Raw genomic sequence first — 14,779 nt, 5'->3', positions numbered from 1 at the left:
GAGCCGACAACTCGAACCGTCTGGACAAAAAAAGTGTTCGGTGAGACGGTGGACCCATGCTGGACGTGACCGTCATCGAGGACCCCGAGGCCGCAGCCGTCTCCCTGGACCCCATAAGGGCGCGGCTGCTCGCCGAGCTGGCGGCCGGCCCCGCGTCGGCCGCCATGCTGGCCGGCAAGGTCGGGCTGCCGCGGCAGAAGGTGAACTACCACCTCAAGGCACTGGAGCGGCACGGCCTGGTCGAGCTGGCCGGAGAGCGCCGCAAGGGCAACGTCACCGAGCGGCTGATGCGGGCGACCGCCGCGTCGTACGTCATCTCGCCGCTCGCGCTGGCCGCCGTACAGCCGGATCCGGACCGCTTCCGCGACCAGCTCTCCGCGCGCTGGCTGCTGGCGCTCGGTGCCCGCCTGGTGCGGGACGTCGGCTCGCTGATCACCGGCGCGGCGAAGGCCCGCAAGGGGCTCGCCACCTATGCGCTGGACGGTGAGGTGCGCTTCGCCTCCGCCGCCGAACGGGCCGCGTTCATCCAGGAGTTGACGGCCGGGGTCAGTGCCCTGATCCGCAAGTACGACGCCCCGGACGCCGACGGCGGCCGTGACCACCGGATCGTCGTGGCCGTCCATCCCACGCTCAAGCAGACCGAGTTGGAATAGCCAGGAGCCCGCCATGTCCGAGGAAATGTCCAAAGAGTTCGAGATCGCCCGCGAGTTCGAGGTCGACGCCACGCCCGAGGAGGTGTGGGAGGCGATCACCGCCGGGACCGGAGGGTATCTCTGGCCGATGGAGCCGCCGGAGCCCAAGGTCGGTGGCAAGGGGCCCTTCGGGTCCACCGTCACCGCCTGGGACCCGCCGCACCGCTACACCAACCGCGTCGAGGACGTCGAGGGCATCTCCGAGCAGACCGCCAACCAGCTCGACTACACCGTCGAACCCCGCGACGAGGGCCGACGGGCCTGGGTGCGGTACGTGCACAGCGGCATCTTCGTCGACGACTGGGACAACCAGTACGACGGCGCCGCCAAGCACACCGACTTCTATCTGCACACCCTGCGCGAGTACCTCACCCACTTCGCGCCCCGGCCGGCCGCCTTCGCCACCTTCGACGGGCCCGAGGCGTCGAAGGCCGCCGACGCGCTGGTCGCCGTAGGACGGGCACTCGGTGTCGGGGAGGACGTGGCCGCCGGTACGCGGGTGACGGTCCGAGGGCCCGACGAGTTCGACGCCGTGGTCGACTACCGCGACCCGTACTTCATCGGGCTGCGTACGGACCGGGGCCTCACCCGCGTCTTCGGGCGCAACCACTGGGGCTACCCGGTCGGCATCTCGCTGCACGACTTCACGCCGGGGGCCGACATCAAGGAGTGCGAGGCCGCCTGGCAGACCTGGCTGAACGGGGTGTTCAACCAGGCCTGAACCAGTGGGAGTTACGGCTTGAAGCGCAGCACCTGCGGGTCGTGGTCGCTGATCTGGTCGTTGAACTCCGCGTTGATGTGCACGCTGTCGTACTCGAAGTCGCAGGAGCGCCGGATCGACGGGCTGACCAGGATCTGGTCCAGGACCTGGCTGTTGCCCTGGTAGTCGTAGGTGTAACGCTCGCTCTTCGGCAGCGACTTGATCGCCGACCAGAGCGCGCCGTCGCCCTCCAGGATCTTGGCGGTGCCGGAGAACTCGAAGTCGTTGATGTCGCCGAGGGTGATGACGTCCGCGTTCTTCTGGGTGTCGAGGATCTCCTTGACGAACGCGTTCACCAGGGTCGCCTGCTGGTGGCGCTGGGTCTCCGAGCTGCGCGGCACCGGCTGGTACTGCGAGGTCAGACCGTAGTCGCCGCCCTTGGAGTTGAAGTGGTTGGCGATCACGAAGACCGTCTTGCCACGGAAGACGAACTCGCCGGCCAGCGGCTTGCGGCTGGCGTTCCAGGCGGTGTCGGTCGGGTCGACACGGCCCGGGGAGGCCGTCAGCTGCGCCTTGCCGTTGACCTTCGTGACGCCGACTGCCGTCGTGGCGTCGCCGCCCGCGCGGTCGGTGAAGGACACCCGCTCCGGGTTGAACAGGAACACCTGGCGGATGTTGCCGCCCGGCTCGCCGCCGTCGGTGTTGTCCGCCGGGTCGATGGAGCGCCAGTCGTACGTCGGGCCGCCGGCCGCGACGATCGCGTCGATCAGCTTCTGCACCGTCTGGTCGGCGGCGGTCGTGCCGTCGTTCGTCGCGCCGTTGTTGTCCTGGATCTCCTCCAGGGACACGATGTCGGGCGACTGCAGGTTGTGCACGATCGCGGAGGCGTGCTCCTCGAAGGTGGCGTCGGACGGGTCGAGGTTCTCGACGTTGTACGTCGCGACCGCCAGCTCGTTCTTCGTCTGCTTCTGCGTGGTCTCCCGCGCGAGGCCGGCGCTCTTCAGCGTGCCGATCTGGTTCGCGACCAGGGTGTAGCCGCCGTACTGGTTGAAGTCCAGGGGGCCCGTGGTGGCGCCGGTGAGGGTGTCGCCGACGTTGGCGACCGGGAAGTCGGCCGTGGCACCCAGCGACTGGATCTGCAGACGGCCGGTGTTCTGCGAGTCGTAGGAGCCGTACAGCGTGCCACCGCGCTTGGTGGCGTTCTCGCGCGGCTTCACCGTGACCCACAGCTCGCTGTACGGGTCGGTGGCGGTGACCACGCGGGCGTCGGCGACCTGGACGTTCATGCCCTCGAGGGACTCGTAGTAGTCCAGGGCGTACTTCTTCGGCTGCAGCGTCAGACCGTTGACCGAGTTGCTCGCGGCGCTGTCGCCGGCCGGGGTGTAGGCGGCCGGGACCGACTTGGCGTCGACGACCGTGGCGGCCGGGACCGTGTTGCCGCTGGAGACGACGGTGGTCACCGGCTTGGTGATCTCGGTGATCGACTGGTTGCCGGAGGAGGAGCCGCCCGGGACGTACTCCGAGACCGTGCCGGAGACCGTGACCAGGTCGCCGACCGCGACGCCCTTCGGGGTGGAACTCGTGAAGACGAACACGCCCTCACTGGTGGCCGGGTCGGCGTCCGGGTTCGCGTCCTGGATCCAGAAGCCTCGGGACGAACCGTAGGTGCGGATGCCGGTGACGACTCCGGTCACGTCCGTCACCGCCTGGCCGGCGTAAGGGGATATCCGGGTCGTGCCCTGGATGTCATGGATGCTCACCGCGGCTGCCTGGGCGGGCGAGGTGAGGACGACGGCCGAGGCCGCGGAACAGACGGCGGCGACGGTGAGCGCGGCGAGGCGCGCGGAAGACTTGCTCGGCAACGGGATCCCTCCGGGGACGTGCATGGGCGCCGGGACGAGGGTGGAGCGTGGAGACGAGGGTGGAGCGTGGAGACGAGGGTGGAGCGTGGAGACGAGGGTGGAGCGTGGAACGGTGGGAGCCGCGACCGGTGGAGCGGTGCGACGCGCGTAGAAAATACAGTGAACAGGTGTCCAACAGATGTCTACGCGCGTAATCTCCTGCCTGGTCAGGCCACTTGTCAAGGTTTCAGCCATGTACGACCCCTGTCGGGGAGATGAACCGGGCGGCATGGGTGGATATCCGTCTAGGCTGAGCGACTGAGTCGTACGGCGGCCAGGTGGTCGTACGTCATGTCGTACGTCGTGTCGTACGTCGTTCAGAGGCGTCCTAGGAGAACCAGCCGATGTCAGAGAGTTCCCCCCTGCCGCCGGTGCGGCTGCACCCCGAAGCGGAGCTGGCGCGGGACGCCCTGTCCACGCCACTGCTCGCCCGGGCCGCCCGGCTCGCCCGCTGGGCCGGACCGGACACCCGGGTCGACGCCGGTGCGGGGCTCGTCGACGAGCAGCTGCCCGCGGCGGCCGAGGTCCTCGGGCTGAGCGGGGACGACGCCGCGGCCCACGCGAGCGAGGCCTGGCGGGTCGCCGTCGACACCGGGCTCGTCGAGGTCGTCGACGAGGAGGAGGGCACCGTCGCGACGGGCGAGGAACTCGACGTGCTCACCGGCGGTTCGCCGCTCGACGTGCTCGGAGTGTGGCTGAACGCCCTGGACACGGTGCTGGCCGACGCGAGCGTGCCCGACCTGGACGACCTGGTCGGCGCGATGGACGCGGGTGGCGAGGTCGACCTCTCCTCCGTGGACTGGGACCCCGAGGTCGAGCAGGAGTTCCTGGACGGCGTGCTCGGCAACCTCTACCTCCTCACCGTCAGCGAGGACGGACCGGGCGACGGTCCCGTGCCGCTGCCCGCGCTCGCCGCGTCGATGATCGTGCCCAGCGACATGGGGGAGCCCACCAACGACGTGCTGGAGCAGGTCTCCGACGCGATGATGCGGCTGGACGACCAGTTCCGGATCCTGGCGCCGGTCGGGCTGGTGGAGTACCAGCCGGTGGACGAGGCGCTGATGGCCGACGCGGACGAGGAGCCGTCCTCCCAGGTCGACGACACCGACGTCAGCCGCTACGGCATGGTGCGGCTGACCCCGCTCGGGCTGTACGGGTTGCGGGCGCGGCTCCTGGAGGCCGGGGTCGCGGCGCCCGCCGTCGGAGACCTCGCCGACAAGGGTGCGGACGCGCTGCTCGACGGGACGGCGACGTTTCCGCCGGCGGCGGCGCAGGCGGAGACCGAGCAGTGGTTGGCTCGCCGTGAACCGCTTGCGGCGGCGCGGGAGTTGCTGGCGGCGGCTCGGGGTGCGGACGCCGGCGGGCCGCTGCGGCGGCTGCGGTGCCAGCAGGCGCTGTCGCTGGTGGGTGCGGAGGCGGAGCCCGCGCTGCGGGAGGTGCTCGGTGACTCGGAGCTGGGTGGGCTGGCCCGGGTCTGGCTGAGCGAACAGGGCGCTTCGGACGTACCGGCCCCCTCGGAGGCGATGGTCTTCTGGCTGACCGTCGACACCCTGGCCGCACAACTGGCCGCCGAGGGCAACTCCGAGGAGCTGCAGGCCCTCGTGGAGGGCCTGGCCCAGCAGCACAGCGGCTTCTTCGCCGCCGCGTGGCGGGTCGAGCACCCGGCCACGGCGGACGTGCTGGAGGCGATGGGGCGGCTGCACCCGGACAAGAGGATCGCGAAGGAAGCCAGGAAGGCGGCCTTCAAGGCGCGTTCCCAGCAAGGGAGTTGACATGACTGCGCGGTGCGGCGGGGAGGTTGTCGGCATCCCCGCCGCACCGCTCAGACGTTCACTGACTCAGTGGTACACCGACTCAGCAGTGGTAACGCGTCGTGTGCTTGAACGACGACGTCGCCCCGTTGAAGCCGTACGTACCCCGGTAGGCCGGCGGGTTCTGGAACTCGCCGACGAGGGTCATCGTGTGGGCGTGGGAGCCCTGGCCGGTGTGCTTCGCGTCGAGGCGAATCGTTTCGCCCACGAAGCCGCCTGTGATGTCCCAGGGGGCGCCGCTGATGCCGGAGGTGATCTTGCCGCCGGTCACGACGTGCGGGTAGGTGTTGGGGTTGTACTTCACCTCGATGGCGAAGGTCACCGTCCCGTTGTGCAGCTCCAGCTTGGCGGACGTGGAGACCGCGTCGGCGGAGACGTCCTGCTGTGCGGCGAACGCCTCGTCACGCGTCTTGACTTCCGCGCCCTGGGGATTGTGGAAGCGGTGTTCGGAGCCGGCTTGGCTCTTCTGCCGCTTGGCCTGCGTGGTCATGCTGATTCCCTCTTCCCGTACGGGTATTGAGTGACCGTCAGGCCAGCTGCTCGGCGATCTCCACCCGCAGCAGTGCGCGAACGTTTTCGATGTGGTTGGCCACGGTGACGACCGAGGAGCCCGCGAAGAGCAGACCGGTCGCGACGTTGTCGAGGGAGGTCACCAGCGAACCGGAGTCCCCGCCCGCCGAGATGGCCGTCGTCAGGATCTGGTCCTTGAACCGGGCCGTGCCCGCCGTGCCGTAGCCGACGTCGATCGTGGCGTCGGTCGCGATGATCCGGCCGAAGCTGATGTTCGTCGTACGGCCGGTCTTCTTCACCAGGTCGCCGACCGCGACGTTGGCCTTGCGCCGCCAGGCGCGCGGCGCACCGCTGAAGTACTGCTCACGGGTGGCGTCCTGGAACTCCACCGCACCGAGCGCGCAGTCCACGACGTTGTTGTGGCGCTCCACCGGGGTCTGCGGCGCGAACTGGATCGGGATGAACCGGTCCAGGGTCGCGATGCGGTCCGCCGGGTCCGTGCCGCCGTCGAACGTTCCGGGCTGCAGGATCGGGCTGCCCAGCTGCGCGCGGTTGGAGTCGGCCAGCACGTGGTTGTTGGAGAGGATGTAGAACTTCGACGGTGTGCCGAGGCCGGGCCCCGGGGGGTCGACGGTGGCGCCCGGCAGGAAGTCGTACACCACGCTGCCCAGCGTGCCCGCGGTCACCCGCACGTTGCCGACCGAGAAGCCGGAAGGGCACGGGCGCATACGGCGCTTGAGGAGCTGCGGCTCGAACTGGCCGAGCCCGCTGAGCTCTTCCAGCAACGGCTGCGAGAGGCCCGCGAGTTGCTCGGCCACACTGCCGTCGGGCTGGTAGGAGGCACCGCGGTCCTCGGAGCGGCCCGAGGCCCTGCGCTGCTGCTGACGCTGCGCGGCGACATGGCCGACCGCTATGACGTCGGTGGGGGTGCCGTCGTCCATCACCCGCGGGATGACATCCCGCTCGGGAAGCTGGGACTCCGGAACCTTCTGGGTCACGAACACCAGCACGGCTGCCTCGCCCGTGGCCTGTCCGTCGATCCACTTCACGCCGTGGCCGAAGCCCACGACGTTGGCCAGCGGCGACTGCGGCCGCAGGAAGTCTGAATTCGCTTGCTGGCGGGAGCTGTCACTCAGCTGACCACCAGTCGGTCCTCGCATCATTTCGGGCTGGCTCACGCCAGACCACCTCTTCAGTTTTCGGCTCTGGGTTCCTTGTGGGCCGCGGCGCGGTGACTCAGCGCTCAGAGCGGCTCACAAGTCCTCTCCCTGAGCGCCCACTTCACCGATCGCGAGCACGCGCACCGGTACGCCGTCGAGCTCGTCCGGAACCACGTCTTCTTGAAGGAGCCGGTCACGGGGCACTTTCCGGGTGACGAAGACGATGATCACGTCCTGTCCCGAGTGCTCGTCCCTCCCGGTGCCGACTCCACTCACGTTGGCCAGCTTCATGAGCCGGCCTTCATGGAGGCGACTCACCCGCTTTGCGTCCATCGGGCTCGCCTCCCCTTCGGGTGGTGTGCTCTTCCGGTCTATGTCCCGGGGCTCCGAGAGTCAAGGCATTCTGAAATGAATCACGAATTTCATTGCGATTCACGCCTATTGACCTTCTTTACGAAGATTATTCCGCCCATCGGTTCGAACACGGGCGGTCTGGCGGATTCATGGAACCGGGTCCCCCGAAGCCGCCCCGTGTTCAACTCCCGTTCAGGCGTGGGCGGGACGGTGGCGCCGAACCGAGGTCCGCCACCCTCCACGGCACACCCACCGTCACAGGAGACACCATGTCGCTCACCCGCAGGGACTTCGCCAGAAAATCCGCGATCACCGGTGCCGGTGTCGCGCTGGCCGGCAGCGCCGGCGTCCTCGCCACCGCGCCGAACGCCCTCGCGTCCACCGACACCGAGAGCACCGAGGAGGGGGCGGCGGACAGCTATGGCGGCGGTGTCGGTTACGGGCCCCTGATCCCCGACCCCGACGGCATCCTCGCGCTGCCCGCCGGCTTCAAGTACAAGATCATCACGTACAGCGGCAAGACCAAGCTGGAGTCGGGCGAGTTCACCCCGTCCAACCACGACGGCACGGCCACCTTCGACGGTCCGCGCGGCACCACCCTCCTCGTCAACAACCACGAGCTGAAGGGCCCGCGCGCCAACTGGACCCACCCGGTCCCGCTCACCGAGGGCCTCGTCTACGACCCCGCCGCGTCCGGCGGCTGCACGGTCGTCGAGGTCCGCCCCGACGGGCAGGTCGCCGAGTGGGTCGGCATCGCCGGCACCTCCACCAACTGCGCGGGCGGCAGCACCCCTTGGGGCACCTGGCTCACCTGCGAGGAGAACTCCGACAAGGCCGGCGTCAACGGCATGACCAAGGACCACGGCTACGTCTTCGAGGTCGACCCCCGCGACCACCGGGCCAACAAGAGCCCCAAGCCCCTGAAGTTCTTCGGCCGTTACGACCACGAGGCCGTCGTCATCGACCCCAAGCGCGGCCACGCCTACCTCACCGAGGACGCCGCCGGCCCCAACGGCCTCTTCTTCCGCTGGACCCCGCCCCAGGGCTTCGCGTACGGCCGCGGCAAGTTCCGCGCCCTCGCCGACGACGCCGGTGTCCTCCAGGCGCCCAGGTGCTACGACTCCGGCGGCAAGTTCGTCGACGACCTCTCCCGCGCCACGAAGATCGGCACGGTGTACGGCGTCGACTGGATCGACGTCCCCGACCGCGACGCGCAGACCACGCCCGTGCGCAAGCAGTTCGCCGACGGCGACATCACCCGCGCCCGCAAGCTGGAGGGCATGTGGTGGGGCGACGGCGGCGCCTACGTCGTCTCCTCGTACGCCCGTGAGGAGAGCCCCGTCCAGCACGACGGCCAGGTCTGGTTCTACGACCCCAAGCGCCGCACCCTCACCCTCAAGGTCCTCCTCGGCGTCAACCCCGACCCGTCCAAGGACGGCGCCTTCGACGGCCCCGACAACATCACGGTCTCCCCCTACGGCGGCCTCGTCATCGCCGAGGACGGCGAGGGCATCCAGCACCTGTTCGGCGCCACCGACAGCGGCCGCACGTACCCCATCGCCCGCAACGAACTCAACGCCGGCACCGAAGAGGAGCCGGAATACAGCGAGTTCACCGGCGTGACTTTCTCGCCCGACGGAAAGACACTGTTCGCCAACATCCAGACGCCGGGGATCATGCTGGCGATTACTGGTCCGTGGAAGCGGCAGAAGCGGTAACCGCCCGCTCCGGCCGAGTCCGCTGCCCTTCTCCGCGTCCGGCTGACCCACCGGTGGCCTGCCGGCCGCCGCCCGGCGCGGAGAGGGACAACGGGCGGACCGCCTCACAACCTCCTGGCAGGAGGGAAGAGCCGGTGTTCCGCGGCGATCCTCACCAGGGGTATCTCGCGCCCGAGGAAGAGCTCGTCGGTGTAAGGGCTGTACCGGTCGCCGGACTCCTTGCTGTGTGTGATGGCGCACCGCACCCGGTAGATGCGATCGGCCGCATGTCCCCTGAGCGCTGCCTCGTCGGCCTGCCCGAAGTCCAGCTGAGGCACCTGTGTGAAGGGGACGGCGCCGTTGGCGAAGTAGTCGGCCGCGCCGGTGAGATACCGGTCGAGGTCGGTGGCGAGCGCGCCGATGTCGACATGCCTGTGCATCACCGCGTGCAGAGCCTTCAACTCACTCCACTCGATGGTGTCCGTGCGGACCCCGAGGAGCTGCGCCGCGATCTTGGCGGCTTTCTTGATGGGGCCCGCGGGCCGTTCCAGGACACCGCCCGCGGCTTCGACTCGGTCGCGCAGCGCCTGGAACCACTCCTCCTCCATGCTGTACTCCAGCACGTGGTAGTACCCCATGTACGCCGCGAAGGGATCGCTCGCGGCGATCGCACGGAGATACCGCTGGGACAGTTCCTCTTCCATGTCGTGAGAATCGCCGAGAAGTCGGTCGCCGATGTGCCCCGGGGGCGTTCCCCGGCCGATGGCGTCGGCGAACTCCGTCGCGCGGAGAGGTAGCTGACGGACCAGCCTCGGCTGGGAGGATCCGTCGAGGCGGCTGACGTCCAGGACCGGAGCCAGGACGATGTCGCTTTCGTAGGCCAGCCGCACCCGGAAGGCTGTCGCCGCCTGCTCCAACTCGCCCGTATCCGTAACCTGAGGTCCGTCGAGCCGCAGTGCCAGCAGGCGCGGTCGAGCAGCCACCCGAAGCACGCATTGCGCTGAGATCCGGGCGGCGGAGCCCTCGGTGATTCCCCGTCGCTCCTCCTGCTCGACGAGGTGGACGAAGAGCGCCTCTCGGTCGAGTACGGCCAGCCTCGCCATGCCGGAGCGTCGCAGCGCCAGGCGTAGCAGCAGGGCGGCTGAGGGCGGGCCGACCGTGACCGTGAGCGGTCCCCGCGGTGTCGCCATGTCGTAGCGGGTAACCGGAATGTCAGCGGTGAGCGGGACGGAGCCCTTGGTCTCGTCACGGACCAGCATCTCGAGGCTCGACGACCCGGCGATCTGCGTGTCGGGACGCTGCCGCGAGTCCACCAACGTCCGGGCCAGAGCCGCGACTGCGTCGAAGCTGGCCTCCACCTCCCATCTGACGCGGGGCCGGTCGTCGAATCCGAGGTACTTTTCCCTCAGTACTTCATCGATTTCGGCGATGCCGGTACCGCCGCGCTCGATGTCCGCGCTGACGGTGAGGACGACACGCTGCCCGTCCTCGTCCTTCGGCTCGTGATCGGTGACGAGGTCGCTCAGCACGCCGACGACAGCTTCGGCTACCTCCTGTACGTCCGTCAGCTCGGTCGGCACCTCGTAGCCGCTCTCCCCGGTGTCATGTGTCCGCTCGTCCATGCGTCCCCCTGTCGACTCGCGACCGATCAGAGTAGCGAGAACCGCCGCAGACTCGCAGGCCTTGTGGAGCGGCATATTGATATCTAACATTTCAGTTGTGGAAGCCATCCGGCCGGTGGGCCGCACCCTCCTCAGGGACCGCGCCTACGAAGCCATCCGGGACGCCATCGTGGCCGGGGAGATCGAGCCCGGTGCGGTGGTGCGGGACGCCGATCTCGCCGAGCGGCTCGGGCTGTCCCGGGCACCGGTGCGGGAGGCCTTCTCGCGGCTGGTGGACGAGGGGCTGCTGGAGAGCAAGCCGCAGAGCTACACGCGGGTCACTCCGGTCGTGGCCGCCGAGGTACGGGACGCCGCCGCCGTGGTCGGCGCCATGCACGAGCTGGTCACCCGGGTCGCCGTGCCCCGACTGTTCGCCGCTGACGTCGAGGCGATGCGTGCGGCCAACGAGCGGTTCGCCGCCGCCGTGCGCGACGGAGACGTGGACACCGCCCTGCGGGCCGACGACGAACTCCACGACGTCCTCGTCCGCGTCAGTGGCAACCACGCGGCCGCCGCCACCGCCGCCCGCTACACCCCCCTCATCCGCCGGCTGGAGCGACGCCGCTTCGGTGAGGGCGGCAACTGCCGTTCGGCCGGCCTGCACGACCGGCTCATCGAGGCCTGCGCGGCCGGTGACGTGGACGAGGCGGTCCGGGTCACCGCGGAGATCTGGCGAGGGCTGGCCGAGCTCGCCGACAGCGACTGAACCCGACCCCGGGAGGACCCATGTCCCTTTCTTCCTACGACCGTTACCCCCTCCTCTTCGGGCCCTCGCCCGTGCATCCGCTGGAGCGGCTCACCGCGCACCTCGGCGGTGCCGCCCTGTGGGCCAAGCGCGAGGACTGCAACTCCGGGATCGCTTACGGCGGCAACAAGACCCGCAAGCTGGAGTACCTGGTCGCCGACGCGCTCGCGAAGGGGTGCGACACGCTCGTCTCGATCGGCGGGGTGCAGTCCAACCACACCCGTCAGGTCGCGGCGGTCGCCGCCCGGGCCGGGCTCAAGTGCGTGCTCGTACAGGAGAGTTGGGTGGAGTGGCCCGACGCCGTTTACGACAAGGTCGGCAACATCCTGATCAGCAGGCTCGCCGGAGCCGACGTACGGCTGGTGAGGGCCGGGTTCGGGATCGGGTTCAAGGAGAGCTGGGAGCAGGCGCTGCGGGAGGTCGAGGAGGGGGGCGGTACGCCGTACCCGATTCCGGCCGGTGCCTCCGACCATCCGCTCGGCGGTCTCGGATTCGCCGGGTGGGCCTATGAAGTGGCCGAGCAGGAGCGGGAGTTGGGCGTCTTCTTCGACACCGTCGTCGTCTGCTCCGTGACCGGGTCCACCCAGGCGGGCATGGTCGCCGGGTTCCGGGCGCTGGAGGAGGCGGGCGGGCGGACGCGGCGCGTGCTCGGCATCGACGCGTCGGCGGCACCCGCCCGCACCCGGGAGCAGATCGCGCGGATCGCGCAGAACACCGGGCAACTCATCGGCGTGGAGAAGGAGTTGACGGAGGCGAACGTAGAGCTCGACGAGCGATACCACGCGGGGACGTACGGCGTTCCCGACGAGACCACCCTCGCCGCGATGCGGCTCGCGGCCCGCACCGAGGGGATGGTCACCGACCCCGTGTACGAGGGGAAGTCGATGGCCGGGATGGTCGACCTGGTCGAGCGCGGGGAGATCGACCGCGACTCGACCGTGCTCTACGCGCACCTGGGCGGACAGCCCGCCCTCAACGCGTACAGCGCGCTGTTCTAGCCCACGCCTGGATCCCGTTCACGTGATGGCCGGATACAGTGCACAGCGTGTGGGCCGACAAACAGCAGCGGGATCCGGGTGCCGACGAGCCTGACGGTCCGCGGCGCCGGGCCACGATCCATGACGTCGCCCAACTGGCCGGAGTGTCCCGCCAGACGGTCTCCCGGGCGGTCAACGACAAGGGTGAGATCGACCCGGCGACCAAGGAGCGGGTGCTCGAGGCCGCCCGTCTGCTGGACTACCGGCCGAGCCGGTTCGCGCGCGGGCTGGTGCAGAAGGGGACGGTGACGGCGGGGCTGGTGATCCCGGACCTGATGAACCCGTTCTTTCCCGAGGTCGCCGCCGGTGTGCTGGAGGCCGCCGAACAGCGCGGCTGGCAGGTGGTGGTGTGGGACACCCGTACCGACGACGCCCGGGAGCGGGAGGCGCTCGACATGCTGTCCCACCAGGCGGACGCGGTCGTGGGCTACTTCAAGAACAAGGACGACGTCCTCGCCCGGCACCTCGGCGGTGTGCCGCTCGTCCTGCTCGAACGCGGCCCGCAGCAGACCCGGTTCGCGGCCGTGGGCATCGACGCCGCCGCCGGCCTGGCACGGGGCGTCGCCCACCTGGTCCGCACGGGACACCGCAGGATCGGCATGCTGGACGGCGACCGGCTCGACGCCCCCGGTCCCCGGCGGGAGGCCTTCCTGGCCGAGGCCCGGCGGCACGGCCTGCCCGTCGACGACAGCTGGGTCGTGATGTGCCCCGAGCACAGTGTCGCCGGCGGTGAGGCGGGCATGGAGCAACTCCTGGACGCTCGGCCCGAGATGACCGCGGCCTTCGGTTTCAACGACCTGATCGCCGTCGGCGCGATGCGTGCCGCCCGTCGCCGCGGCCGGCGGGTGCCCGACGACCTGGCCGTCATGGGCTTCGACGGGCTCTCGCTGGGTGAACTGGTGGAGCCCGCCCTGACCACCCTGCACCTCGACAAACGGCGGCTCGGACGGCTGGCCGTCGAACAGGTCGCCCGTCTGCGCGCGGGCGAGGAGCCGCTGAGCGGCGCGGACGCCTGGGTGATCCCCGAGCTGGTGGTACGGGCCTCGGCCTGACGCCCCAGCACCTCTGACAACACGTCAACAGATAGCGCTTGCACACGTCTTGACTCTCGTTTTCGGCCACCCCAATACTCGTCGGCAACGTTCACGTGAACGTTCACGGAGCTCTTGACATCGTTGTCCTCCGAAAGCGAGTGCGCGCCCATGCCACACCGAACGCTGTCCCGCCGACGTCTGCTGGGGGCCTCCCTCGGCGGCGTCGGCGGAGCTCTGCTGGGCCTGTCGGGATGCGGGGCGAGCGCCGGCTCGGCCTCCGCGGGAAGCGACCACCTCAGCCTCTGGTACTGGAAGGGCTCGCTCAGCGACGAACTCCTCGCCACCGCCGAGCGCGGTGTCCCCGGGGTGTCGGGGCTGAAGGTGCAGGGCGCGCAGATACCCGACAGCGACATCGACTCGAAGGTGCGCACCAGCCTCTCCGCCCGCGCCTATGTCCCGGACATCACGGTCGCCAACTCCGACAACCTCGCCACGTTCTTCCCCGACGAGAACGAGTTCCTGGACCTCAGGACGCTCGGCGCGGAGTCGGTCCGCAGCGAGTACCTCGACTGGAAGTGGAAGAGCTGCTTCACCCCGTCGGGCCGGATGATCGGCTTCCCCCTCGACGCCGGCCCCACCGCGCTCTACTACCGCAGGGACCTCTTCCAGAAGGCCGGACTGGCCCACGAACCGGAGGAGGTCGGCGAAGCGGTCCCGACCTGGGAGAAGTTCATCGCCGCCGGGAAGACGCTGCGGGCGAAGGTGCCGGGCAAGCCGTACCTGGTGAGCAACATCGGCAACGTCTTCCAGCAGGTCCTGCTCCAGAGCACCAAGCAGTTCGTGGACGCCGACAACCGCTTCATCGGCGACCAGGCGCACATCAAACGCGCCTGGGACCTGTCCGTGGAGATCCTCCACCAGGGCCTCAGCGCCCGGATCACGGACGGCACGCCCGACTACAACGCGGCCATGAGCGGGGGCCGGGTCGCCACCATGACCACCGCGGTGTGGGCCATCAACGGCCTCAAGGACACCGCGCCGAAGACGTCCGGTGCCTGGCGGCTGACCACCATGCCGGACGGTCCGGCCAACTACGGCGGCTCGTACATGACCCTGACCCGCTACTGCCGGGACCCGGAGGGCGCCTTCGCCTTCCTGAAGTGGCTGCTCAGCCCGGAGAACCAGCTCAAGAGCTACCAGGAGATGGCCCTGTTCCCCACCACTCCGGCCGCCTACGCCGATCCCGCGATGCACACCTCCGACCCCTTCTTCGGCGGTCAACGGCCCATCGACGTCTTCGGCCCGGCCGCCCAGAAGGCTCCGGTCGTCTACTTCAGCCCGTACGAGGAGACCGCCAACACCCCGTTCTTCCAGGAGCTGACCAACGTGGAACTGCTGGGCAAGAAACCCGACAGGGCCTGGCGGGACGCGGTGAACACCGCCGAGACCACGCTGTCCCGGCTGGGGGTGAGCTGAC

At 69.5% G+C, this 14,779-nt stretch carries 13 protein-coding genes; 8 read left to right on the top strand and 5 right to left on the bottom strand.

Features of this window, described 5'->3' with window-relative positions; translation table 11 throughout:
- Nucleotides 1-56: 56 nt before the first annotated feature.
- Nucleotides 57-653 (top strand): ArsR/SmtB family transcription factor, encoded by a 597-nt coding sequence (locus IG08_RS0136305; protein WP_030612863.1) that lies wholly within the window; start codon nucleotides 57-59, stop codon nucleotides 651-653.
- A 25-nt stretch (nucleotides 654-678) separates the two neighbouring features.
- A complete protein-coding gene (locus IG08_RS0136300; protein WP_030612860.1) occupies nucleotides 679-1,413 on the top strand; it encodes an SRPBCC family protein in 735 nt (244 codons plus the stop codon).
- 11 nt (nucleotides 1,414-1,424) lie between these two features.
- Here the strand turns inward: IG08_RS0136300 and IG08_RS0136295 are convergent, their stop codons facing one another.
- Complete coding sequence (locus IG08_RS0136295) at nucleotides 1,425-3,254, bottom strand: endonuclease/exonuclease/phosphatase family protein (RefSeq protein WP_030612857.1); 1,830 nt, start codon at nucleotides 3,252-3,254, stop codon at nucleotides 1,425-1,427.
- Between the two features lie 383 nt (nucleotides 3,255-3,637).
- On the opposite strand from IG08_RS0136295, the gene IG08_RS0136290 reads away from it, so the two are divergent.
- Complete coding sequence (locus IG08_RS0136290; protein WP_030612854.1) at nucleotides 3,638-5,065, top strand: hypothetical protein; 1,428 nt, start codon at nucleotides 3,638-3,640, stop codon at nucleotides 5,063-5,065.
- 82 nt (nucleotides 5,066-5,147) lie between these two features.
- Here the strand turns inward: IG08_RS0136290 and IG08_RS0136285 are convergent, their stop codons facing one another.
- The 3 genes from IG08_RS0136285 to IG08_RS0136275 form a co-directional block, all read right to left on the bottom strand.
- On the bottom strand, nucleotides 5,148-5,594 hold the full coding sequence (locus IG08_RS0136285) for a hypothetical protein (RefSeq protein WP_030612851.1): 447 nt from the start codon (nucleotides 5,592-5,594) through the stop codon (nucleotides 5,148-5,150).
- A gap of 37 nt (nucleotides 5,595-5,631) precedes the next feature.
- A complete protein-coding gene (locus IG08_RS0136280; RefSeq protein WP_234343048.1) occupies nucleotides 5,632-6,792 on the bottom strand; it encodes a chymotrypsin family serine protease in 1,161 nt (386 codons plus the stop codon).
- A gap of 75 nt (nucleotides 6,793-6,867) precedes the next feature.
- Complete coding sequence (locus tag IG08_RS0136275; RefSeq protein ID WP_078655879.1) at nucleotides 6,868-7,065, bottom strand: hypothetical protein; 198 nt, start codon at nucleotides 7,063-7,065, stop codon at nucleotides 6,868-6,870.
- A gap of 332 nt (nucleotides 7,066-7,397) precedes the next feature.
- Between IG08_RS0136275 and IG08_RS0136270 the strand changes: the two genes are divergently transcribed.
- Nucleotides 7,398-8,846 carry an alkaline phosphatase PhoX gene (locus IG08_RS0136270; protein ID WP_030612844.1) on the top strand — a complete coding sequence of 483 codons (1,449 nt, stop codon included), beginning with the start codon at nucleotides 7,398-7,400 and terminating at the stop codon, nucleotides 8,844-8,846.
- Nucleotides 8,847-8,950: 104 nt separating this feature from the next.
- Here IG08_RS0136270 and IG08_RS0136265 read toward each other — a convergent pair whose 3' ends face one another.
- Entirely contained in the window at nucleotides 8,951-10,555 is a 1,605-nt protein-coding gene (locus IG08_RS0136265; RefSeq protein WP_158812314.1) for a hypothetical protein, read from the bottom strand.
- Here IG08_RS0136265 and IG08_RS0136260 point away from each other — a divergent pair.
- The 4 genes from IG08_RS0136260 to IG08_RS0136245 all read left to right on the top strand — a co-directional run bounded on the left by IG08_RS0136260 (nucleotide 10,545) and on the right by IG08_RS0136245 (nucleotide 14,778).
- The gene (locus IG08_RS0136260) at nucleotides 10,545-11,192 is read left to right on the top strand and encodes a GntR family transcriptional regulator (protein WP_030612837.1); all 648 of its coding nucleotides are present in this window, start codon (nucleotides 10,545-10,547) and stop codon (nucleotides 11,190-11,192) included. The two genes, IG08_RS0136265 and IG08_RS0136260, sit on opposite strands and share 11 nt — an antisense overlap.
- Before the next feature lie 20 nt (nucleotides 11,193-11,212).
- Nucleotides 11,213-12,229, top strand: coding sequence for a 1-aminocyclopropane-1-carboxylate deaminase (locus IG08_RS0136255; RefSeq protein WP_030612834.1), 1,017 nt, complete (start codon nucleotides 11,213-11,215; stop codon nucleotides 12,227-12,229).
- 47 nt (nucleotides 12,230-12,276) lie between these two features.
- Nucleotides 12,277-13,320 carry a LacI family DNA-binding transcriptional regulator gene (locus IG08_RS0136250; RefSeq protein ID WP_043456114.1) on the top strand — a complete coding sequence of 348 codons (1,044 nt, stop codon included), beginning with the start codon at nucleotides 12,277-12,279 and terminating at the stop codon, nucleotides 13,318-13,320.
- 150 nt (nucleotides 13,321-13,470) lie between these two features.
- Nucleotides 13,471-14,778, top strand: coding sequence for an ABC transporter substrate-binding protein (locus IG08_RS0136245; RefSeq protein WP_030612828.1), 1,308 nt, complete (start codon nucleotides 13,471-13,473; stop codon nucleotides 14,776-14,778).
- The last annotated feature ends 1 nt before the right edge of the window (nucleotide 14,779 follow it).

The organism is Streptomyces fulvoviolaceus (genome assembly GCF_000718165.1).
Classification (GTDB): domain Bacteria; phylum Actinomycetota; class Actinomycetes; order Streptomycetales; family Streptomycetaceae; genus Streptomyces; species Streptomyces fulvoviolaceus.
Note: the sequence above shows the minus strand (reverse complement) of the source record. Positions and strands in the feature narration are given on the sequence as shown.

Bases quoted from the DNA above. Each gene is read 5' to 3' on its own strand.
- IG08_RS0136245 (WP_030612828.1), top strand. From the start codon at position 13,471: ATGCCACACCGAACGCTGTCCCGCCGACGTCTGCTGGGGGCCTCCCTC.
- IG08_RS0136255 (WP_030612834.1), top strand. From the start codon at position 11,213: ATGTCCCTTTCTTCCTACGACCGTTACCCCCTCCTCTTCGGGCCCTCG.
- IG08_RS0136305 (WP_030612863.1), top strand. From the start codon at position 57: ATGCTGGACGTGACCGTCATCGAGGACCCCGAGGCCGCAGCCGTCTCC.
- IG08_RS0136270 (WP_030612844.1), top strand. From the start codon at position 7,398: ATGTCGCTCACCCGCAGGGACTTCGCCAGAAAATCCGCGATCACCGGT.
- IG08_RS0136300 (WP_030612860.1), top strand. From the start codon at position 679: ATGTCCAAAGAGTTCGAGATCGCCCGCGAGTTCGAGGTCGACGCCACG.
- IG08_RS0136265 (WP_158812314.1), bottom strand. From the start codon at position 10,555: ATGGCTTCCACAACTGAAATGTTAGATATCAATATGCCGCTCCACAAG.
- IG08_RS0136290 (WP_030612854.1), top strand. From the start codon at position 3,638: ATGTCAGAGAGTTCCCCCCTGCCGCCGGTGCGGCTGCACCCCGAAGCG.
- IG08_RS0136285 (WP_030612851.1), bottom strand. From the start codon at position 5,594: ATGACCACGCAGGCCAAGCGGCAGAAGAGCCAAGCCGGCTCCGAACAC.
- IG08_RS0136275 (WP_078655879.1), bottom strand. From the start codon at position 7,065: ATGAAGCTGGCCAACGTGAGTGGAGTCGGCACCGGGAGGGACGAGCAC.